The 19,693-nt window shown below is 52.9% G+C and carries 20 protein-coding genes, 1 pseudogene and 1 riboswitch; of the genes and pseudogenes, 11 read left to right on the forward strand and 10 right to left on the reverse strand.

What is annotated here, in order from left to right; translation table 11 throughout:
• Nucleotides 1-24: 24 nt before the first annotated feature.
• A complete protein-coding gene (dinG, locus tag K0778_RS03430; protein ID WP_001340191.1) occupies nt 25-2,175 on the reverse strand; it encodes an ATP-dependent DNA helicase DinG in 2,151 nt (716 codons plus the stop codon).
• Nucleotides 2,176-2,294: 119 nt separating this feature from the next.
• Here dinG and ybiA point away from each other — a divergent pair, with 119 nt between their 5' ends.
• Entirely contained in the window at nt 2,295-2,777 is a 483-nt protein-coding gene (gene ybiA, locus K0778_RS03435) for an N-glycosidase YbiA (RefSeq protein ID WP_001145126.1), read from the forward strand.
• Between the two features lie 231 nt (nt 2,778-3,008).
• On the opposite strand, the gene rhlE is transcribed toward ybiA, so the two are convergent.
• On the reverse strand, nt 3,009-4,373 hold the full coding sequence (rhlE, locus tag K0778_RS03440; protein WP_000007101.1) for an ATP-dependent RNA helicase RhlE: 1,365 nt from the start codon (nt 4,371-4,373) through the stop codon (nt 3,009-3,011).
• Between the two features lie 228 nt (nt 4,374-4,601).
• Here rhlE and cecR point away from each other — a divergent pair, with 228 nt between their 5' ends.
• From cecR to K0778_RS03465, 5 genes are read left to right on the forward strand one after another with little or no spacing between them, the layout of a single operon-like run.
• On the forward strand, nt 4,602-5,273 hold the full coding sequence (cecR, locus tag K0778_RS03445; RefSeq protein ID WP_001296991.1) for a DNA-binding transcriptional regulator CecR: 672 nt from the start codon (nt 4,602-4,604) through the stop codon (nt 5,271-5,273).
• Nucleotides 5,274-5,275: 2 nt separating this feature from the next.
• Nucleotides 5,276-6,271 carry a secretion protein HlyD gene (hlyD, locus tag K0778_RS03450; protein ID WP_000743444.1) on the forward strand — a complete coding sequence of 332 codons (996 nt, stop codon included), beginning with the start codon at nt 5,276-5,278 and terminating at the stop codon, nt 6,269-6,271.
• A complete protein-coding gene (locus tag K0778_RS03455; protein WP_001459597.1) occupies nt 6,264-8,000 on the forward strand; it encodes an ATP-binding cassette domain-containing protein in 1,737 nt (578 codons plus the stop codon). Before hlyD ends, K0778_RS03455 begins: the two co-directional genes overlap by 8 nt.
• On the forward strand, nt 7,993-9,126 hold the full coding sequence (locus tag K0778_RS03460; RefSeq protein WP_000070131.1) for an ABC transporter permease: 1,134 nt from the start codon (nt 7,993-7,995) through the stop codon (nt 9,124-9,126). Before K0778_RS03455 ends, K0778_RS03460 begins: the two co-directional genes overlap by 8 nt.
• 10 nt (nt 9,127-9,136) lie before the next feature.
• Nucleotides 9,137-10,243 (forward strand): ABC transporter permease, encoded by a 1,107-nt coding sequence (locus K0778_RS03465; RefSeq protein WP_000469031.1) that lies wholly within the window; start codon nt 9,137-9,139, stop codon nt 10,241-10,243.
• Here the strand turns inward: K0778_RS03465 and K0778_RS03470 are convergent.
• Entirely contained in the window at nt 10,205-10,615 is a 411-nt protein-coding gene (locus K0778_RS03470) for a YbhQ family protein (RefSeq protein WP_000871982.1), read from the reverse strand. The genes K0778_RS03465 and K0778_RS03470 overlap by 39 nt on opposite strands.
• Nucleotides 10,616-10,747: 132 nt before the next feature.
• Here K0778_RS03470 and K0778_RS03475 point away from each other — a divergent pair, with 132 nt between their 5' ends.
• From K0778_RS03475 to K0778_RS03485, 3 genes are read left to right on the forward strand one after another with little or no spacing between them, the layout of a single operon-like run.
• Complete coding sequence (locus K0778_RS03475) at nt 10,748-11,509, forward strand: endonuclease/exonuclease/phosphatase family protein (RefSeq protein WP_001113348.1); 762 nt, start codon at nt 10,748-10,750, stop codon at nt 11,507-11,509.
• Complete coding sequence (gene clsB / locus K0778_RS03480; RefSeq protein WP_000650337.1) at nt 11,506-12,747, forward strand: cardiolipin synthase ClsB; 1,242 nt, start codon at nt 11,506-11,508, stop codon at nt 12,745-12,747. Before K0778_RS03475 ends, clsB begins: the two co-directional genes overlap by 4 nt.
• Nucleotides 12,747-13,703 carry a YbhN family protein gene (locus K0778_RS03485; protein WP_000045450.1) on the forward strand — a complete coding sequence of 319 codons (957 nt, stop codon included), beginning with the start codon at nt 12,747-12,749 and terminating at the stop codon, nt 13,701-13,703. The genes clsB and K0778_RS03485 overlap by 1 nt, the downstream gene beginning before the upstream one ends.
• Nucleotides 13,704-13,738: 35 nt before the next feature.
• On the opposite strand, the gene K0778_RS03490 is transcribed toward K0778_RS03485, so the two are convergent.
• The 7 genes from K0778_RS03490 to moaA all read right to left on the reverse strand — a co-directional run bounded on the left by K0778_RS03490 (nt 13,739) and on the right by moaA (nt 18,201).
• Entirely contained in the window at nt 13,739-14,452 is a 714-nt protein-coding gene (locus tag K0778_RS03490) for a Bax inhibitor-1/YccA family protein (RefSeq protein WP_000446917.1), read from the reverse strand.
• 204 nt (nt 14,453-14,656) lie between these two features.
• On the reverse strand, nt 14,657-15,361 hold the full coding sequence (locus tag K0778_RS03495) for a Bax inhibitor-1/YccA family protein (RefSeq protein WP_000373624.1): 705 nt from the start codon (nt 15,359-15,361) through the stop codon (nt 14,657-14,659).
• Between the two features lie 136 nt (nt 15,362-15,497).
• Complete coding sequence (gene moaE / locus K0778_RS03500) at nt 15,498-15,950, reverse strand: molybdopterin synthase catalytic subunit MoaE (protein ID WP_000852296.1); 453 nt, start codon at nt 15,948-15,950, stop codon at nt 15,498-15,500.
• Between the two features lies 1 nt (nt 15,951).
• The gene (gene moaD / locus K0778_RS03505) at nt 15,952-16,197 is read right to left on the reverse strand and encodes a molybdopterin synthase sulfur carrier subunit (protein ID WP_000598619.1); all 246 of its coding nucleotides are present in this window, start codon (nt 16,195-16,197) and stop codon (nt 15,952-15,954) included.
• Nucleotides 16,190-16,675 carry a cyclic pyranopterin monophosphate synthase MoaC gene (gene moaC, locus K0778_RS03510; protein WP_000080885.1) on the reverse strand — a complete coding sequence of 162 codons (486 nt, stop codon included), beginning with the start codon at nt 16,673-16,675 and terminating at the stop codon, nt 16,190-16,192. The genes moaD and moaC overlap by 8 nt, the downstream gene beginning before the upstream one ends.
• 2 nt (nt 16,676-16,677) lie before the next feature.
• The gene (gene moaB, locus K0778_RS03515) at nt 16,678-17,190 is read right to left on the reverse strand and encodes a molybdenum cofactor biosynthesis protein B (RefSeq protein ID WP_000084639.1); all 513 of its coding nucleotides are present in this window, start codon (nt 17,188-17,190) and stop codon (nt 16,678-16,680) included.
• Nucleotides 17,191-17,211: 21 nt separating this feature from the next.
• Entirely contained in the window at nt 17,212-18,201 is a 990-nt protein-coding gene (gene moaA, locus K0778_RS03520) for a GTP 3',8-cyclase MoaA (protein WP_001340186.1), read from the reverse strand.
• Nucleotides 18,189-18,333: riboswitch (molybdenum cofactor riboswitch) on the reverse strand. It overlaps the preceding gene by 13 nt.
• A gap of 264 nt (nt 18,334-18,597) precedes the next feature.
• Between moaA and yvcK the strand changes: the two genes are divergently transcribed.
• Together yvcK and K0778_RS28530 are read left to right on the forward strand one after the other, a co-directional pair.
• Nucleotides 18,598-19,506, forward strand: coding sequence for a uridine diphosphate-N-acetylglucosamine-binding protein YvcK (gene yvcK, locus K0778_RS03525; RefSeq protein WP_001295302.1), 909 nt, complete (start codon nt 18,598-18,600; stop codon nt 19,504-19,506).
• 57 nt (nt 19,507-19,563) lie between these two features.
• Nucleotides 19,564-19,661: pseudogene (locus K0778_RS28530) on the forward strand (hypothetical protein); the annotation flags it as partial.
• Nucleotides 19,662-19,693 lie beyond the last annotated feature (32 nt).

Below are 19,693 nucleotides of genomic sequence, written 5' to 3' on the forward strand. Positions count from 1 at the left end.
CGACTCCTTACCTGACTCACATCATTAACGCCGCCGACGGCGTGGGGATTTCGTTTTTTCTTTCTTTTTAACTATACCTTCAGGGACTTCCGGTTGCTCTATCGGAAATACCGGTAATGCATCCAGTAGTCGCTTGCCATAATTTTTGGTCAGCAAGCGTTTGTCGTAGATAACCACTTCGCCCCAGCAACCGTGGCTTCGAATCAGTCGCCCAACCTGCTGAATCAGGTTAAACGAGGCGCTCGGCAGGCTTTGCACCTCAAACGGATAGCGGTTGAGGCTTTTCAGCCATTCCCCTTCGGTGATCACCACCGGGCTGTCGATGGGCGGAAAAGCGATTTTGTGGATATGCACCTGGCTGAGCAGATCACCTTTCAAATCAAGCCCTTCGGCAAATGACTGTAAGCCCACCAGCACGCTGCGCTCACCGTTGGCGACGCGTTTGCGGTGCAGTTCAACTAAACGGTAACGCGGCTGATCGCCCTGAACCAGCAACATCAGACGTAAATCCGTCACATAGTCGAGAAAGCGCTGCATCGCCCGTCCGCTGGCAAACAGTACCAACATACCGAGATGTTTTTTGCTCTCCACCTGCTTACGGAAAAAGGCCGCCATTTCGGCAATATGCTGCTCTTCGTTGTCGATGGAAGGCTCAACGCGCATCCGGGGAATAACAATTTTGCCCTGTTCGCAGTGGTTAAAGGGGGAATCCAGCGCCACAAAACGGTCGCCCGCTTTCTCTTTCAGACCACTCATCTCCTGCAAACGCGAAAAACTGTTCAGCGAACGCAAGGTTGCGGAGGTGACAATAATGTGCGGAATACTGCGCCACAGCAGCCTTTCCAGCTGATCGCTGACACGTATTCCCACGCAGTGAAACCAGAGGTGTAGCTGCCCTTCGCGCTCTTCCCGCGTCGCCCATTTGGTCACCGGTGCACCGGAAGATTGCGCCAGCGAAGCCAGCCGCCAGAGTTTGCTTTGCGCCTCGAACATCCCCAACGCGCGGTTCATCTGCAAAATCAACCGATGCAGACGTACAATGTCATGGCTGCCGGTTTTCTCACTTAAATCGTTAAGAAATAACTCCGCCAGGCCACGCAGCATCTCGGTGAGTTTTGCCAGCCGCTGGCAGATCTCCAGCACTTCATCTGGCAGTTCGCCCATCGCAAAACGGTGCTCTGCCTCCTGCCCGGCAGGCATGTAGAGATTGAGAATGTTGTTTAACGAGGCGATAAGCTCATACAACTCTTCACAATGCGCATTCAAACGTTCAGGGATCGCCAGCGGTGGGATGGTCTTCGGGCGAAACTGCTCCATGCAGGTAGCGACCAGTTTCGTGAACAAGTCCAGCTGTAGCCGATACCACGGCGCGGTGATTTCGGCGCTCATCTCAAGCGCATCCCGCGCCACATCCGGCAGGTGATGGCCTTCGTCCAGCACCAGCAGTAAATTTTTCGGGTCAGGCAATACCGCTTCGCTTTCCATCGCCGCCATCACCAGCGCATGGTTTGCCACCACCACTTCCGCTTCCTGAATCTCCCGACGAGCGACAAAAAACGGGCATTCACGATAGTAGTAACAATTGCGGTTGAGGCAGCTGGCTTTGTCGGTACTTAAACGACGCCAGAGATCGTCATCTATAGCGATATCAGTATGATCGCGCAGACCATCCCATTTATAAGTATCGAGATCGCCCTTCAGCTTCGCACAACGTTTTTGCTCTTCCTGATTGTTCGGCGTCAGTTCGTCGTCAAGAAACGCCAGCAGATCCTGTTGCGTGGGTTCAGTACTGGCGAGCGCCGTCAGATTACGCGGACAAACGTAGCGCCCACGCCCAAAAGCGGCAGTGAATTTAAGATCGGGAATGATCTTTTTCAGCAGCGGTAAATCTTTGCTGTAAATCTGATCCTGCAATGCCACGTTGGCGGTACTCACCACCAGCGTTTTTTGCTCTTCGCGGGCAATGGCGATGCCGGGAATCAAATAAGAGAGCGTTTTCCCAACGCCGGTGGGGGCTTCAATCGCCAGATGTCGCCCTTCTTCTCCGGCCAGCGTTTTGGCGACGTCCGCAATCATCTGCCGCTGCGGCGCACGGGGAATAAAGTCGGGGATCTGTTCCTGAAGCGCCTTATACCAGGCGGCAATTTGCGCTTTAAGCGCGGCGGTTAATGCCATGAGAAAACCTGAAATACTGTATAAACAGCCAATATTGTGGCATTTTTCGGTTTTCAGGGGTAATGGTTTTTCTGTTTCTGGAAAGCGGCTCGCAATAACCACCAACATAATGCGGTTTAATGCCCGTTCGAGCACAAAGGATCCAACACGTCATGCAAGACACCATCATAAATTTCTACAGCACCAGCGATGACTACGGTGATTTTTCTAACTTTGCCGCCTGGCCCATCAAGGTTGACGGGAAAACCTGGCCCACCTCAGAACACTATTTTCAGGCACAAAAATTCCTTGATGAAAAATACCGCGAAGAGATCCGTCGGGTTTCTTCCCCTATGGTCGCCGCACGCATGGGGCGCGATCGTTCTAAGCCTCTGCGTAAAAACTGGGAGTCGGTCAAAGAACAGGTGATGCGAAAAGCACTTCGCGCTAAATTCGAACAGCATGCAGAACTGCGTGCGCTCTTGCTGGCAACCGCGCCCGCAAAACTGGTTGAGCATACGGAAAACGATGCTTACTGGGGAGACGGTGGTCATGGTAAGGGCAAGAATCGACTGGGCTACCTTTTAATGGAGTTGCGCGAACAATTGGCTATAGAGAAGTAACGTCTCGGTGGCTTATGGGCGGTAAAACAGATAAATTTTTTCCCGTGTTCTCAAATTGCTGACAAGTGCTTGTTGTGAAATGCCGGATGCGGCGTAAACGCCTTATCCGGCCTACAAAAGCATGCAAATTCAATATATTGCAGAGTTCACGTAGGCCTGATAAGCGTAGCGCATCAGGCAGTTTTGCGTTTGTTCATCAGCCTGATGCCGGGCATAGCCCGGCATAAAAGATTACTGCGCAGCGGCAGGTTTACGCGGACGGCGGCGACGTTGTTGTTCGCCTGCCGGTTTGGCATCGCCGAGGCGGCGAGACGGTTTTTCTGCAGGTTTCGCGCTTGCAGATTTTGCGCCACCTTCCCCACGGCGTGGTTGCTGTTGACCGCGACCACCACCTTGCCCACGACCGCCGCCGCCACGTTGCTGGCGACCGTTCTGGATCGGTTCGGCTTTGATTGACGGGTCCGGCTCATAGCCCGGAATCGCAATGCGCGGGATCTCTTTTTTCAGCAGTTTTTCGATATCACGCAGCAGTTTGTGTTCATCAACACACACCAGCGACAACGCTTCACCGGTAGCAGCCGCACGACCGGTACGCCCGATACGGTGGACATAATCTTCAGGTACGTTTGGCAGTTCATAGTTGACGACGTGCGGCAGCTCTTCAATATCCAGGCCGCGCGCAGCGATGTCAGTTGCCACCAGTACACGAATATCGCCCGATTTAAAATCAGCCAGCGCACGAGTACGCGCACCTTGCGATTTATTGCCGTGGATCGCCGCACTACGGATGCCATCTTTATTGAGCTGTTCAGCCAGATGGTTAGCGCCGTGTTTGGTACGGGTAAACACCAGCACCTGCTGCCAGTTCCCTTTCCCAATCATGTGCGACAGCAATTCGCGTTTGCGTTTCTTATCGACAAAGTGAACGTGCTGGGTCACCTGATCAGACGCGGTATTGCGGCGTGCCACTTCGATTTCCAGCGGGTTGTGCAACAGTTTTTCCGCCAGGGCTTTAATATCGTCAGAGAAGGTCGCGGAGAATAACAGGTTCTGGCGCTTCGCAGGTAGTTTTGTTAACACGCGACGGATATCGTGGATAAAGCCCATGTCGAGCATGCGGTCAGCTTCATCGAGGACGAGGATTTCAACCTGATCCAGCTTCACTGCATTCTGATGTTCCAGGTCCAGCAAACGTCCCGGGGTTGCCACCAGCACATCAACGCCGCCACGCAGTTTCATCATCTGCGGGTTAATACTCACACCACCAAACACCACCAGCGAACGAATGTTCAGGTATTTGCTGTAATCACGGACGTTTTCGCCAATCTGCGCCGCCAGTTCACGGGTCGGGGTAAGAATGAGCGCACGTACCGGACGACGCCCTTTGGCGTGCGGCTGGCGAGTGATCAGGTGTTGCAACAGCGGCAGCGTAAAGCCCGCTGTTTTGCCGGTGCCGGTCTGGGCGCTAGCCATCAGGTCGCGGCCTTCCAGCACCGCAGGGATCGCCTGCTGCTGAATAGGGGTGGGTTCACGGTAACCCTGCTCGGCAACGGCGCGCAGGATATCAGGGCTTAAACCCAAAGAATCGAAAGACATAACTACTCCGAACCGCCCCGACCGTTACCGGTGTAGTTTTCAGGGAGATACTGAAAAGGAAAATGACAAAAACCACAATGTCATGAGGGAGCGGAGTGTAGCAGTTTTTGTGACGCAGCGCATAAATTATCCCTGTGACTGGCGTTGCTAAAATTCTTAGCCATACTGGACAACTCCCCTATGGAGTCATAATCTTAATCAATCATTTGATTAAGAATGGACTGTGCGATGAATAATCCTGCCATGACAATCAAGGGTGAACAGGCGAAAAAACAGCTGATTGCTGCCGCACTGGCGCAGTTTGGTGAATATGGAATGAACGCCACCACTCGCGAGATAGCCGCCCAGGCCGGGCAGAATATCGCTGCCATCACCTACTACTTCGGTTCGAAAGAAGATTTGTACCTCGCCTGCGCCCAGTGGATTGCCGATTTTATTGGCGAGCAGTTCCGTCCGCATGCCGAGGAAGCCGAACGCTTGTTCGCGCAACCACAGCCTGATCGGGCTGCCATCCGTGAACTGATCCTTCGCGCCTGCAGGAACATGATTAAGCTGCTCACCCAGGATGACACCGTCAACCTCAGCAAGTTTATCTCCCGTGAGCAGCTCTCTCCCACGGCAGCCTACCACCTGGTGCACGAACAGGTGATTAGTCCGCTACACAGCCACCTGACACGCCTGATTGCCGCCTGGACCGGCTGCGACGCCAATGACACCCGCATGATCCTTCATACCCATGCGTTGATTGGTGAGATTCTGGCGTTCCGTCTTGGCAAAGAAACAATTCTGTTACGTACCGGCTGGACCGCGTTCGATGAAGAAAAGACCGAACTGATCAACCAGACGGTGACCTGTCATATCGACCTGATTTTGCAAGGATTATCGCAAAGGAGTTTGTAGTGATGAAAAAACCTGTCGTGATCGGATTGGCGGTAGTGGTACTTGCCGCCGTGGTTGCCGGAGGCTACTGGTGGTATCAAAGCCGCCAGGATAACGGCCTGACGCTGTATGGCAACGTGGATATTCGTACGGTAAATCTTAGTTTCCGTGTTGGGGGGCGCGTTGAATCGCTGGCGGTGGACGAAGGTGATGCTATCAAAGCGGGCCAGGTGCTGGGCGAACTGGATCACAAGCCGTATGAGATTGCCCTGATGCAGGCGAAAGCGGGTGTTTCGGTGGCACAGGCGCAGTATGACCTGATGCTTGCCGGGTATCGCGATGAAGAAATCGCTCAGGCCGCCGCAGCGGTGAAACAGGCGCAAGCCGCCTATGACTATGCGCAGAACTTCTATAACCGCCAGCAAGGGTTGTGGAAAAGCCGCACTATTTCGGCAAATGACCTGGAAAATGCCCGCTCCTCGCGCGACCAGGCGCAGGCAACGCTGAAATCAGCACAGGATAAATTGCGTCAGTACCGTTCCGGTAACCGTGAACAGGACATCGCTCAGGCGAAAGCCAGCCTCGAACAGGCGCAGGCGCAACTGGCGCAGGCGGAGTTGAATTTACAGGACTCAACGTTGATAGCCCCGTCTGATGGCACGCTGTTAACGCGCGCGGTGGAGCCAGGCACGGTCCTCAATGAAGGTGGCACGGTGTTTACCGTTTCACTAACGCGTCCGGTGTGGGTGCGCGCTTATGTTGATGAACGTAATCTTGACCAGGCCCAGCCGGGGCGCAAAGTGCTGCTTTATACCGATGGTCGCCCGGACAAGCCGTATCACGGGCAGATTGGTTTCGTTTCGCCGACTGCTGAATTTACCCCGAAAACCGTCGAAACGCCGGATCTGCGTACCGACCTCGTCTATCGCCTGCGTATTGTGGTGACCGACGCCGATGATGCGTTACGCCAGGGAATGCCAGTGACGGTACAATTCGGTGACGAGGCAGGACATGAATGATGCCGTTATCACGCTGAACGGCCTGGAAAAACGCTTTCCGGGCATGGACAAGCCCGCCGTCGCGCCGCTCGATTGTACCATTCACGCCGGTTATGTGACGGGGTTGGTGGGGCCGGACGGTGCAGGTAAAACTACGCTGATGCGGATGTTGGCGGGATTACTGAAACCCGACAGCGGCAGTGCCACGGTGATTGGCTTTGGTCCGATCAAAAACGACGGCGCGCTGCACGCCGTGCTCGGTTATATGCCGCAGAAATTTGGTCTGTATGAAGATCTCACGGTGATGGAGAACCTCAATCTGTACGCGGATTTGCGCAGCGTCACCGGCGAGGCACGTAAGCAAACTTTTGCTCGCCTGCTGGAGTTTACGTCTCTTGGGCCGTTTACCGGACGCCTGGCGGGCAAGCTCTCCGGTGGGATGAAACAAAAACTCGGCCTGGCCTGTACCCTGGTGGGCGAACCGAAAGTGTTGCTGCTCGATGAACCCGGCGTCGGCGTTGACCCTATCTCACGGCGCGAACTGTGGCAGATGGTGCATGAGCTGGCGGGCGAAGGGATGTTAATCCTCTGGAGTACCTCGTATCTCGACGAAGCCGAGCAGTGCCGTGACGTGTTACTGATGAACGAAGGCGAGTTGCTGTATCAGGGAGAACCAAAAGCCCTGACACAAACCATGGCCGGACGCAGCTTTCTGATGACCAGTCCACACGAGGGCAACCGCAAACTGTTGCAACGCGCCTTGAAACTGCCGCAGGTCAGCGACGGCATGATTCAGGGGAAATCGGTACGTCTGATCCTCAAAAAAGAGGCCACACCAGACGATATTCGCCATGCCGACGGGATGCCGGAAATCAACATCAACGAAACTACGCCGCGTTTTGAAGATGCGTTTATTGATTTGCTGGGCGGTGCCGGAACCTCGGAATCGCCGCTGGGCGCAATATTACATACGGTAGAAGGCACACCCGGCGAGACGGTGATCGAAGCGAAAGAACTGACCAAGAAATTTGGGGATTTTGCCGCCACCGATCACGTCAACTTTGCCGTTAAACGTGGGGAGATTTTTGGTTTGCTGGGGCCAAACGGCGCGGGTAAATCGACCACCTTTAAGATGATGTGCGGTTTGCTGGTGCCGACTTCCGGCCAGGCGCTGGTGCTGGGGATGGATCTGAAAGAGAGTTCCGGTAAAGCGCGCCAGCATCTCGGCTATATGGCGCAAAAATTTTCGCTCTACGGTAACCTGACGGTCGAACAGAATTTACGCTTTTTCTCTGGTGTGTATGGCTTACGCGGTCGGGCGCAGAACGAAAAAATCTCCCGCATGAGCGAGGCGTTCGGCCTGAAAAGTATCGCCTCCCACGCCACCGATGAACTGCCATTAGGTTTTAAACAGCGGCTGGCGCTGGCCTGTTCGCTGATGCATGAACCGGACATTCTGTTTCTCGACGAACCGACTTCCGGCGTTGACCCCCTCACCCGCCGTGAATTTTGGCTGCACATCAACAGCATGGTAGAGAAAGGCGTCACGGTGATGGTCACCACCCACTTTATGGATGAAGCGGAATATTGCGACCGCATCGGCCTGGTGTACCGCGGGAAATTAATCGCCAGCGGCACGCCGGACGATTTGAAAGCACAGTCGGCTAACGATGAGCAACCCGATCCCACCATGGAGCAAGCCTTTATTCAGTTGATCCACGACTGGGATAAGGAGCATAGCAATGAGTAACCCGATCCTGTCCTGGCGTCGCGTACGGGCGCTGTGCGTTAAAGAGACGCGGCAGATCGTTCGCGATCCGAGTAGCTGGCTGATTGCGGTAGTGATCCCGCTGCTACTGCTGTTTATTTTTGGTTACGGCATTAACCTCGACTCCAGCAAGCTGCGGGTCGGGATTTTACTGGAACAGCGTAGCGAAGCGGCGCTGGATTTCACCCACACCATGACCGGTTCGCCCTACATCGACGCCACCATCAGCGATAACCGTCAGGAACTGATCGCCAAAATGCAGGCGGGGAAAATTCGCGGTCTGGTGGTTATTCCGGTGGATTTTGCGGAACAGATGGAGCGCGCCAACGCCACCGCACCGATTCAGGTGATCACCGACGGCAGTGAGCCGAATACCGCTAACTTTGTACAGGGGTATGTCGAAGGGATCTGGCAGATCTGGCAAATGCAGCGAGCGGAGGACAACGGGCAGACTTTTGAACCGCTTATTGATGTACAAACCCGCTACTGGTTTAACCCGGCGGCGATTAGCCAGCACTTCATTATCCCCGGTGCGGTGACCATTATCATGACGGTCATCGGCGCGATTCTCACCTCGCTGGTGGTGGCGCGAGAATGGGAACGCGGCACCATGGAGGCTCTGCTCTCTACGGAGATTACCCGCACGGAACTGCTGCTGTGTAAGCTGATCCCTTATTACTTTCTCGGGATGCTGGCGATGTTGCTGTGTATGCTGGTGTCAGTGTTTATTCTCGGCGTGCCGTATCGCGGGTCGCTGCTGATTCTGTTTTTTATCTCCAGCCTGTTTTTACTCAGTACCCTGGGGATGGGGCTGCTGATTTCCACGATTACCCGCAACCAGTTCAATGCCGCTCAGGTCGCCCTGAACGCCGCTTTTCTGCCGTCGATTATGCTTTCCGGCTTTATTTTTCAGATCGACAGTATGCCCGCGGTGATCCGCGCGGTGACGTACATTATTCCCGCTCGTTATTTCGTCAGCACCCTGCAAAGCCTGTTCCTCGCCGGGAATATTCCAGTGGTGCTGGTGGTAAACGTGCTGTTTTTGATCGCTTCGGCGGTGATGTTTATCGGCCTGACGTGGCTGAAAACCAAACGTCGGCTGGATTAGGGAGAAGAGCATGTTTCATCGCTTATGGACGTTAATCCGCAAAGAGTTGCAGTCGTTGCTGCGCGAACCGCAAACCCGCGCGATTCTGATTTTACCCGTGCTAATTCAGGTGATCCTGTTCCCGTTCGCCGCCACGCTGGAAGTGACTAACGCCACCATCGCCATCTACGATGAAGATAACGGCGAGCATTCGGTGGAGCTGACCCAACGTTTTGCCCGCGCCAGCGCCTTTACTCATGTGCTGCTGCTGAAAAGCCCACAGGAGATCCGCCCAACCATCGACACACAAAAGGCGTTACTACTGGTGCGTTTCCCGGCTGACTTCTCGCGCAAACTGGATACCTTCCAGACCGCGCCTTTGCAGTTGATCCTCGACGGGCGTAACTCCAACAGTGCGCAAATTGCCGCCAACTACCTGCAACAGATCGTCAAAAATTATCAGCAGGAGCTGCTGGAAGGAAAACCGAAACCTAACAACAGCGAGCTGGTGGTACGCAACTGGTATAACCCGAATCTCGACTACAAATGGTTTGTGGTGCCGTCACTGATCGCCATGATCACCACTATCGGCGTAATGATCGTCACTTCACTTTCCGTCGCCCGCGAACGTGAACAAGGTACGCTCGATCAGCTACTGGTTTCGCCGCTCACCACCTGGCAGATCTTCATCGGCAAAGCCGTACCGGCGTTAATTGTCGCCACCTTCCAGGCCACCATTGTGCTGGCGATTGGTATCTGGGCGTATCAAATCCCCTTCGCCGGATCGCTGGCGCTGTTCTACTTTACGATGGTGATTTATGGTTTATCGCTGGTGGGTTTCGGTCTGTTGATTTCATCACTCTGTTCAACACAACAGCAGGCGTTTATCGGCGTGTTTGTCTTTATGATGCCCGCCATTCTCCTTTCCGGTTACGTTTCTCCGGTGGAAAACATGCCGGTATGGCTGCAAAACCTGACGTGGATTAACCCTATTCGCCACTTTACGGACATTACCAAGCAGATTTATTTGAAGGATGCGAGTCTGGATATTGTGTGGAATAGTTTGTGGCCGCTACTGGTGATAACGGCCACGACAGGGTCAGCGGCGTACGCGATGTTTAGACGTAAGGTGATGTAACTTCTTATCTTTCGCCAGCAAAGACACTACCGCCGGGCCGGCAAGGATTGCCAGCCCTGCAATTGCCAGCAAAAAGTTGTTTTCCAGAACGCGGGACAACAGCCACAGCACAATCAGCGCTGCGCCAAAATACCAGGTCGTGGTCAGCTCTTCCAGCACGTCTGCCACCTCACGCCAGCGTTGCTCGGGGTGGCGCTGAAACACCAGCATCATCACTACCGTGACACAATACAGTGCGCATAATCCCACGCCGACGTGAACCAGAGTCTTACTCATCCAGCCCACCACCAGCAGCGCCACTACCAGTAAATGCAACATAATCTGCCAGCAACTTAGACCCGTTGCGACACGAACACGTTGTTGCCACTTCATGGCTTCTCTCCTGAAGAATTTATCTCTACTTACTCAGAGTACCGAACTTTACGGAAAATTCCGTAAGACCGCACCTTTTTGTGACGCCGACTACACTATTTCAATGAGATAAGAGGCAAAGACAGGAAAATTATGCCCGATCAAACACAACAATTTTCGTTCAAGGTGCTCACCATCAATATTCACAAAGGCTTTACCGCGTTTAACCGACGCTTCATTTTGCCGGAACTTCGCGACGCCGTGCGTACCGTCAGCGCCGATATTGTTTGCCTGCAGGAAGTGATGGGCGCGCACGAAGTTCATCCGCTGCATGTGGAAAACTGGCCCGATACCTCGCACTACGAGTTTCTCGCCGACACTATGTGGAGCGATTTTGCCTACGGTCGCAATGCCGTATACCCGGAAGGGCATCACGGCAACGCCGTACTGTCGCGTTATCCCATTGAACATTATGAGAATCGCGATGTTTCGGTCGATGGTGCGGAAAAGCGCGGCGTGCTCTACTGCCGCATTGTGCCGCCGATGACCGGAAAAGCGATTCATGTGATGTGCGTACATCTGGGCCTGCGTGAGGCGCACCGTCAGGCGCAGCTTGCGATGCTCGCCGAATGGGTGAATGAGCTACCGGACGGCGAACCGGTATTGGTGGCGGGTGATTTCAATGACTGGCGGCAAAAAGCTAATCATCCGTTAAAAGTGCAGGCCGGACTGGATGAGATTTTTACCCGCGCCCACGGACGCCCGGCGCGCACGTTTCCGGTGCAATTTCCTCTACTACGACTGGACAGGATCTACGTCAAAAATGCCAGCGCCAGCGCGCCAACCGCGTTGCCGCTGCGGACATGGCGACACCTTTCTGATCATGCCCCTTTAAGTGCGGAGATTCATTTATGAAATGTAGCTGGCGCGAAGGCAATAAGATCCAGTTGCTGGAAAACGGCGAGCAATATTATCCCGCGGTGTTTAAGGCGATTGGCGAGGCACAAGAACGCATCATTCTTGAAACGTTTATCTGGTTTGAGGATGACGTCGGCAAACAACTGCATGCGGCACTACTGGCAGCAGCGCAACGCGGGGTTAAAGCGGAAGTCTTGCTGGATGGCTACGGTTCGCCGGATCTCAGCGATGAGTTTGTCAATGAACTGACGGCAGCTGGCGTAGTGTTCCGCTACTACGATCCCCGCCCTCGCCTTTTTGGTATGCGCACCAATGTGTTTCGCCGGATGCATCGCAAAATTGTGGTGATCGACGCGCGTATAGCCTTTATTGGCGGGCTGAATTACTCCGCCGAGCATATGTCCAGCTACGGTCCAGAGGCTAAACAGGATTACGCGGTACGCCTTGAAGGGCCGATTGTCGAAGATATTCTCCAGTTTGAGCTGGAAAACCTGCCTGGACAGAGCGCGGCACGACGCTGGTGGCGACGTCATCACAAAGCGGAAGAGAACCGCCAGCCGGGAGAAGCGCAGGTATTGCTGGTCTGGCGCGATAACGAAGAACATCGCGATGATATTGAACGCCATTATTTGAAAATGCTCACTCAGGCGCGGCGGGAAGTGATTATCGCCAACGCCTACTTCTTCCCCGGCTATCGATTTTTACACGCCTTGCGTAAAGCGGCACGGCGCGGGGTGCGGATCAAACTGATCATTCAGGGCGAACCGGATATGCCGATTGTCAGAGTCGGTGCGCGCTTGCTGTATAACTATCTGGTTAAAGGCGGCGTTCAGGTTTTTGAGTACCGCCGCCGCCCGCTCCACGGCAAAGTGGCATTGATGGACGATCACTGGGCGACAGTAGGGTCCAGTAATCTCGATCCGCTCAGTTTGTCACTGAATCTCGAAGCAAATGTCATCATCCACGATCGTCATTTTAACCAGACGCTGCGCGATAATCTGAACGGCATTATTGCCGCAGATTGTCAGCAGGTGGATGAAACCATGCTGCCCAAACGCACCTGGTGGAACCTGACCAAAAGCGTGCTGGCGTTCCACTTTTTACGCCACTTCCCGGCGCTGGTTGGCTGGCTTCCGGCACACACGCCACGTCTGGCGCAGGTTGATCCGCCCGCACAACCGACAATGGAAACGCAGGATCGGGTAGAAACTGAAAACACGGGGGTAAAACCCTGATGAGTAAATCACACCCGCGCTGGCGCTTAGCAAAGAAGATCCTCACCTGGCTGTTTTTTATCGCGGTGATTGTGTTGCTGGTGGTCTACGCCAAAAAAGTGGACTGGGAAGAGGTCTGGAAGGTCATCCGCGACTACAATCGCGTTGCGCTGCTTAGTGCGGTCGGGCTGGTGGTCGTCAGCTATCTGATTTACGGCTGCTATGACCTGCTCGCCCGCTTTTACTGCGGTCACAAACTGGCGAAGCGCCAGGTGATGCTGGTGTCGTTTATCTGCTACGCCTTCAACCTGACGCTCAGTACCTGGGTCGGCGGCATTGGTATGCGCTATCGTTTGTACTCTCGTCTGGGGTTGCCCGGTAGCACTATTACGCGGATTTTCTCGCTCAGTATTACCACCAACTGGCTGGGCTACATTTTACTGGCAGGGATTATCTTTACCGCAGGCGTGGTGGAGTTGCCGGATCACTGGTATGTCGATCAAACTACGCTGCGTATTCTCGGCATTGGCTTACTGATGATTATCGCGGTTTATTTGTGGTTTTGCGCTTTCGCGAAGCACCGCCATATGACCATCAAAGGGCAAAAGCTGGTGCTGCCTTCATGGAAATTCGCCCTCGCTCAGATGCTGATTTCCAGCGTTAACTGGATGGTAATGGGGGCGATTATCTGGCTGTTACTTGGTCAAAGCGTGAACTATTTCTTTGTACTGGGCGTGTTACTGGTTAGTAGTATTGCTGGCGTCATCGTGCATATTCCGGCGGGGATCGGTGTGCTGGAAGCGGTGTTTATCGCACTACTGGCTGGGGAGCATACCTCCAAAGGTACAATTATCGCCGCCCTACTCGCTTACCGTGTGCTGTATTACTTTATCCCACTGCTGCTGGCGCTGATCTGTTACCTGTTGCTGGAAAGCCAGGCGAAGAAGCTACGGGCGAAAAATGAAGCGGCGATGTGAAGTTTAGTTAAGTTCTTTAGTATGTGCATTTACGGCTAATGAAAAAAACGCGTATGCCTTTGCCAGACAAGCGTTATAGCTATCGCGGCAAGTATCCCAAAGAAGCCGATAAAATAGTAATAGAGTGTTAATGCACCTGTAAAAGCGCAACGAACCGGACTCCACAACTCTTCACTATGGCATTTCCCCGCCAATTCAAGGAGCTTATTTCGTCCATGCGAGATAATGCCTGACCATAACACAATCATTAAGCAACTTATTACCCAAATGGGCCGTTCACTCATTAATGCCGCATTCACGATGATTACCAGGGCCAACCCTGTCAACGTCATCATAATGATAAAACGGTGAGAACCAGGATCAACATTAAATAATAAACCGGCCAGCATACTGATTAAAAACATCGCGCCCGCAGTGCTGAACACGATGATAATGGCATATACAGGAACTAAACTTGCAACGACAATCGCCACCAAAGAGAGTAAAAACAGATATATTACGCCCGCGATGGCGGCATTTATCTTGTTGATATCCTTACTTAAGCCATACATACAAAGTAATAATAACCCTATGGCGACATACATTGGTGGTGAATCATATTTGGTTGCCGTAATTTCGAGATACTTAGCTCCCCAGGCTAGTCCTGCGGTTGCCACCAAACCTAAAGCGGTAATGAGCCATATACCGTTTAATATCCTGGCCTCGTGCTGAAAATCTAATTTATTGCTGTTTTGCGAGTATGATTCCATTCTTTTAGTTATCCTTAGAAAAAATATTAATATTCACCATCAATAAATTTAAAACCACGCATACAAAATACTTTTGCATTTATGGATACAGAAAACGCTTCCGCTCGTCCATAAGGCATATTTTATACCTGGTACTTGTTAAGTGTCGTTTTTAGTAAGAAAAAAATCCCGACACATGGCCGGGATAGTGATGGTGAAAAAGAATTAACGGCGGTTGCCGAAGATCCGCAACAACATCAGGAACAGGTTGATGAAGTCCAGATACAAGGTTAACGCGCCAAGAATGGAATATTTGCGCAGGTTCGACGTGTCGCGGGTATCAATCTGCTCACCCATATTTTTCAGTTTCTGCGTGTCATACGCCGTCAATCCGACAAAGACAATCACGCCGATGTAGGTAACTGCCCACATCAATGCTTCGCTTTTCAACCAGAAGTTGACCAGCGATGCCAGCACAATGCCGATTAACGCCATAAACAGCATATTGCCAAAGCCACTTAAATCGCGCTTCGTGGTGTAACCGTACAGGCTCATTGCGCCGAACATCCCGGCAGTAACGACGAAAGTACTGGCGATAGAAGCAGCGGTATAGACAATGAATATACTGGAAAGCGTAAGACCCGTCAGCGCCGAATAAAGCATAAAGAGCATCGTCGTTACACCTGCGCTCAGCTTTTGAATCATCGCTGATAACACAATAACCAATGCTAATTGCGCGATGATCAGACCGATTAAAAAGACACGGTTAGTGAACAACAGCTCCATCACGGCCGCGGAATTAGCCGCATACCAGGCAACAAATGCGGTCAGCAACAAGCCAACGGTCATCCAGCCATAGACTTGAGCCATATAAGTTTGCAAGCCAGCCCGGGGTTGTACGATTGAATCAGAACGTGGGAATCTGTCCATGACGATCTCCTGAAGATATAAGGAATATCTTAAGGATACTGCAAAATGATGAGGCTGTGCATCGACGCAGCGTAAACGTATGTACTGAGCGGTGAAATTGCCGGACGCAGCGGTGCCTTATCCGGCTAACAAAAAACTACCAGCGTTTTGCCGCCTGCTGATCGCTCTCCCGAGCTTCAACCCAGCGGTCGCCTTCCGGCGTGGCTTCGCGCTTCCAGAACGGTGCGCGGGTTTTGAGATAATCCATAATAAACTGCCCGGCTTCAAACGCACTGCTGCGATGCGCACTGGTGACACCGACAAAAACGATTTCATCGCCCGGCCATAATTCCCCGATGCGGTGAATCACAGTGACGCGCCCCAGCGGCCAGCGGTTACGCGCTTCATCAACAATTTCTGCCAGTGCTTTTTCAGTCATCCCCGGATAGTGTTCGAGGGTTAATGCGTTGACGCTGTCGCCCAGGTTATGGTTGCGCACCTTACCAGTAAAGGTGACTACCGCACCGTCTTCGTCACGCTCCGCCAGCCACGGGTACTCTTCTCCTACGCTGAACGGCTGCGGACCAACAACAATTTTGGTTTCTGCCATCTTAACCTCCGGTTACCGGCGGGAAGAAAGCTACTTCGTCGCCGTCAGTCAGCGGATGGTCAAAACTCACCAGCGTCTGGTTGACGGCAGCCAGTAATTTGCCATCTTCCAGCGCCAGCGCCCAGCGATCGCTCTGCGCAGCCATGTGCTGGCGTAACGCTTCAACAGTTGGGAAATCCGCAGCCACTTCGGTTGCATCTGTTCCCACCAACTCGCGCACCTGGGCGAAAAAAAGAACTTTAATCATCCGCTTCCACCTTAAAGTCACCCGACTTGCCGCCGCTCTTCGCCAGCAAACGCACCGGACCAATCACCATATCTTTTTGCACCGCTTTGCACATGTCATAAATGGTCAGCGCCGCCACGGAGGCCGCGGTTAATGCTTCCATTTCGACACCGGTTTTCCCGGTCAGGCGGCATAAGGTTTCTATACGCACCCGATTGTGCTCCGGCTCGGCCTGTAAATTGACTTCAACTTTGCTGAGCATCAGCGGATGACAGAGCGGGATCAGATCCCAGGTGCGTTTTGCCGCCTGAATACCGGCAATACGCGCAGTGGCAAATACGTCGCCTTTGTGGTGGCGACCATCAATAATCATCGCCAGCGTCTCGCTGCGCATGGTGACAAAGGCTTCCGCCCGCGCTTCACGCACGGTTTCCGCTTTGGCGGAGACATCCACCATGTGCGCTTCGCCAGCGGCGTTGATATGGGTCAGTTGCGACATACTTATTTCTTCAAATGTGGATGGAAATTACACGGACGCGTACGGGCATCCAGCTGCGGCGCGATGATATTTTCCCATGCGGTACGGCACGCTTTGGTCGAACCCGGCATGGCGAAAATCAGCGTTTTGTTGGCGACGCCCGCTACCGCACGAGATTGCAACGTGGAAGTGCCAATCTCTTCAAACGACAACATCCGGAACACTTCACCAAAACCTTCAACTTCACGGTCGAACAACGGCAGCAATGCTTCGGGAGCCTGATCACCTTCCGTCAGGCCAGTACCACCCGTAATCAATACCACTTGTACATCGTCGCTGGCGATCCACGCAGATACCTGAGCGCGAATAGCGTAGCGGTTTTCTTTCACAATGGCTTTATCGACAACGTGATGGCCCGCTTCTTGCGCCGAATCGCGCAGATAGTGACCGGAGGTATCGTCTTCTTCACCGCGACGATTAGAAACCGTAAGAATAGCAATACGGGTCGGGATAAATTCAGTGCTTACCTGACTCATCTGATCTCTCCTTTTGACGTTTTAGCCGCCAATGTACGATAAGTTTTGCGTAATACCGGTGTTGTTTTGATGCAGGAAATGGGTCTGTTTCTTCTCCCGCAGCGCCGCTGAAATACGCGCTTCCAGCGCCTGTTGCTGGGTATCGTCTTCCAGCAGATCGCGCAGGTTAACGCCGCCTTCACCAAACAGGCAGAGATGGAGTTTACCAATGGAGGAAACGCGCAGGCGGTTGCAAGTGGCGCAGAAGTCTTTTTCATACGGCATGATAAGGCCAATCTCTCCGGCGTAATCTGGATGGCAAAAGACTTGCGCGGGACCGTCGCTGCGTTGACGTAATTGGTGGATCCAGCCGCGACGCAGTAGCTCGTCACGCAGAACCTGACCAGAGATGTGATGCTTACGGAAGAGCTCGCTGCCCTCGCCCGTTTCCATCAGTTCGATGAAACGCAGCTGGATAGGGCGATGCTGGATCCAGTTCAGAAAGGTGTCGAGCTGGTGATGATTAACATCACGCATCAGCACGGTATTGACTTTGACCTTCTCAAAACCGGCCTCAAATGCAGCATCAATCCCTGCCATGACCTGGTTGAATTTATCCTGCCCGGTAATAGCGTGAAACTGGCGGGCGTCCAGACTGTCGACACTGACGTTAATGCCAGTAAGTCCCGCATCGCGCCAGCTCGCCACATCGCGTTCCAGACGGTAACCATTGGTTGTGACCGCAATCTGGCGGATAGCGTCGTTTTCCCGCACAGCGGCGATGATATCGGTAAAGTCGCGGCGTAAAGACGGCTCTCCTCCTGTCAGGCGCACTTTTTCGGTGCCCAGACTGGCGAAGGCGCGCGTAACCCGGCGAATTTCATCGACGGTAAGAAAGCCTTTATTGGTGACGCCGCTCGGTTTGTAGCCATCCGGCAGGCAGTAGGTGCAACGAAAGTTACACACATCGGTAATCGACAGGCGCAAGTAGTAAAACTTACGCGCAAATGCATCAGTCAGTTGTGAAGCCATGTACACCTTTCCAGATACGGGAGGCGAAGTCATTTCTTCCTTCGCCCTGGTGGCAATCTTTACGAGCATTGTCACGGCCAAAGCACCGTATCAGTTGACCCAGGTGCAGAGGCTAGAGTGTTTAGTGGTTATGCCGATACTAGCGTGTAAATGAGATTTTTACCATCCACACTTTCGCTATGTAATCATGTATATAGCGTCATGATCGTGCTATTTCGCTACAGAATAAGGGAAAATGGCGGTTTTACTTTGATATACATCATCAGGGAGGCATAGCGTGCATCGTCCTTTAGAGGTAGAAGAAAATAGTTTGTATCCTCAATATTGGCAGGTTAATTGCTGTTTCCCCGCAATTTGCGCTACTGTAGCGCGGATAATCTGACTCCAGGAAACTATATGCGCAATCGTACGCTGGCTGATCTTGATCGTGTCGTTGCTCTCGGCGGAGGGCATGGACTGGGACGCGTTCTCTCATCACTTTCGTCTTTGGGTTCTCGTTTAACGGGTATCGTCACCACCACCGATAATGGTGGCTCGACGGGGCGTATTCGCCGTTCAGAAGGCGGCATTGCCTGGGGCGATATGCGCAACTGCCTCAACCAGCTGATAACGGAACCGAGCGTCGCCTCCGCGATGTTTGAATACCGTTTTGGTGGCAATGGCGAACTTTCCGGTCATAATCTCGGAAACTTGATGTTAAAGGCGCTGGATCACCTTAGCGTGCGGCCTCTGGAAGCCATCAATTTAATTCGTAATCTGCTGAAAGTGGATACGCATTTGATTCCAATGTCAGAGCATCCTGTTGATCTGATGGCGATTGACGATCAGGGACATGAAGTTTACGGCGAGGTCAATATCGACCAGTTAACTACGCCGATTCAAGAGTTATTGTTAACGCCTAATGTACCCGCAACGCGTGAGGCGGTTCACGCTATCAATGAAGCGGATCTCATCATTATTGGGCCTGGCAGTTTTTATACCAGCCTGATGCCAATTCTGCTGCTGAAGGAAATCGCCCAGGCATTACGCCGCACGCCAGCGCCGATGGTTTATATCGGCAATCTGGGGCGTGAGTTGAGTTTACCTGCGGCTAATTTGAAGCTGGAAAGCAAGCTGGCAATTATGGAGCAGTATGTTGGTAAAAAGGTCATTGATGCGGTCATCGTCGGGCCAAAAGTGGATGTCTCGGCGGTGAAAGAGCGGATTGTGATCCAGGAGGTACTGGAGGCCAGCGATATTCCGTATCGTCATGACCGCCAGTTGTTACATAACGCGCTGGAAAAGGCGTTACAGGCTTTAGGTTAACGGAAATCCGAAGGAAAATTCCGGCTTCCTATTGAAGACAAAGTGCGCGTTGTTTATGCCGGATGCGGCGTGAACGCCTTATCCGGCCTACAAACCGCGCAAATTCAATATATTGCGGAGAAAATGTAGGCCTGATAAGCGTAGCGCATCAGGCTGTTTTCCGTTTGTCATCAGTCTTCTTCGCTAT

It is taken from the genome of Escherichia sp. XD33 (assembly GCF_019375075.1).
GTDB classification, from domain to species: domain Bacteria; phylum Pseudomonadota; class Gammaproteobacteria; order Enterobacterales; family Enterobacteriaceae; genus Enterobacter; species Enterobacter flexneri_A.

Bases quoted from the DNA above. Each gene is read 5' to 3' on its own strand.
- dinG (WP_001340191.1), bottom strand. From the start codon at position 2,175: ATGGCATTAACCGCCGCGCTTAAAGCGCAAATTGCCGCCTGGTATAAG.
- ybiA (WP_001145126.1), top strand. From the start codon at position 2,295: ATGCCCGTTCGAGCACAAAGGATCCAACACGTCATGCAAGACACCATC.
- rhlE (WP_000007101.1), bottom strand. From the start codon at position 4,373: ATGTCTTTCGATTCTTTGGGTTTAAGCCCTGATATCCTGCGCGCCGTT.
- cecR (WP_001296991.1), top strand. From the start codon at position 4,602: ATGAATAATCCTGCCATGACAATCAAGGGTGAACAGGCGAAAAAACAG.
- hlyD (WP_000743444.1), top strand. From the start codon at position 5,276: ATGAAAAAACCTGTCGTGATCGGATTGGCGGTAGTGGTACTTGCCGCC.
- K0778_RS03455 (WP_001459597.1), top strand. From the start codon at position 6,264: ATGAATGATGCCGTTATCACGCTGAACGGCCTGGAAAAACGCTTTCCG.
- K0778_RS03460 (WP_000070131.1), top strand. From the start codon at position 7,993: ATGAGTAACCCGATCCTGTCCTGGCGTCGCGTACGGGCGCTGTGCGTT.
- K0778_RS03465 (WP_000469031.1), top strand. From the start codon at position 9,137: ATGTTTCATCGCTTATGGACGTTAATCCGCAAAGAGTTGCAGTCGTTG.
- K0778_RS03470 (WP_000871982.1), bottom strand. From the start codon at position 10,615: ATGAAGTGGCAACAACGTGTTCGTGTCGCAACGGGTCTAAGTTGCTGG.
- K0778_RS03475 (WP_001113348.1), top strand. From the start codon at position 10,748: ATGCCCGATCAAACACAACAATTTTCGTTCAAGGTGCTCACCATCAAT.
- clsB (WP_000650337.1), top strand. From the start codon at position 11,506: ATGAAATGTAGCTGGCGCGAAGGCAATAAGATCCAGTTGCTGGAAAAC.
- K0778_RS03485 (WP_000045450.1), top strand. From the start codon at position 12,747: ATGAGTAAATCACACCCGCGCTGGCGCTTAGCAAAGAAGATCCTCACC.
- K0778_RS03490 (WP_000446917.1), bottom strand. From the start codon at position 14,452: ATGGAATCATACTCGCAAAACAGCAATAAATTAGATTTTCAGCACGAG.
- K0778_RS03495 (WP_000373624.1), bottom strand. From the start codon at position 15,361: ATGGACAGATTCCCACGTTCTGATTCAATCGTACAACCCCGGGCTGGC.
- moaE (WP_000852296.1), bottom strand. From the start codon at position 15,950: ATGGCAGAAACCAAAATTGTTGTTGGTCCGCAGCCGTTCAGCGTAGGA.
- moaD (WP_000598619.1), bottom strand. From the start codon at position 16,197: ATGATTAAAGTTCTTTTTTTCGCCCAGGTGCGCGAGTTGGTGGGAACA.
- moaC (WP_000080885.1), bottom strand. From the start codon at position 16,675: ATGTCGCAACTGACCCATATCAACGCCGCTGGCGAAGCGCACATGGTG.
- moaB (WP_000084639.1), bottom strand. From the start codon at position 17,190: ATGAGTCAGGTAAGCACTGAATTTATCCCGACCCGTATTGCTATTCTT.
- moaA (WP_001340186.1), bottom strand. From the start codon at position 18,201: ATGGCTTCACAACTGACTGATGCATTTGCGCGTAAGTTTTACTACTTG.
- yvcK (WP_001295302.1), top strand. From the start codon at position 18,598: ATGCGCAATCGTACGCTGGCTGATCTTGATCGTGTCGTTGCTCTCGGC.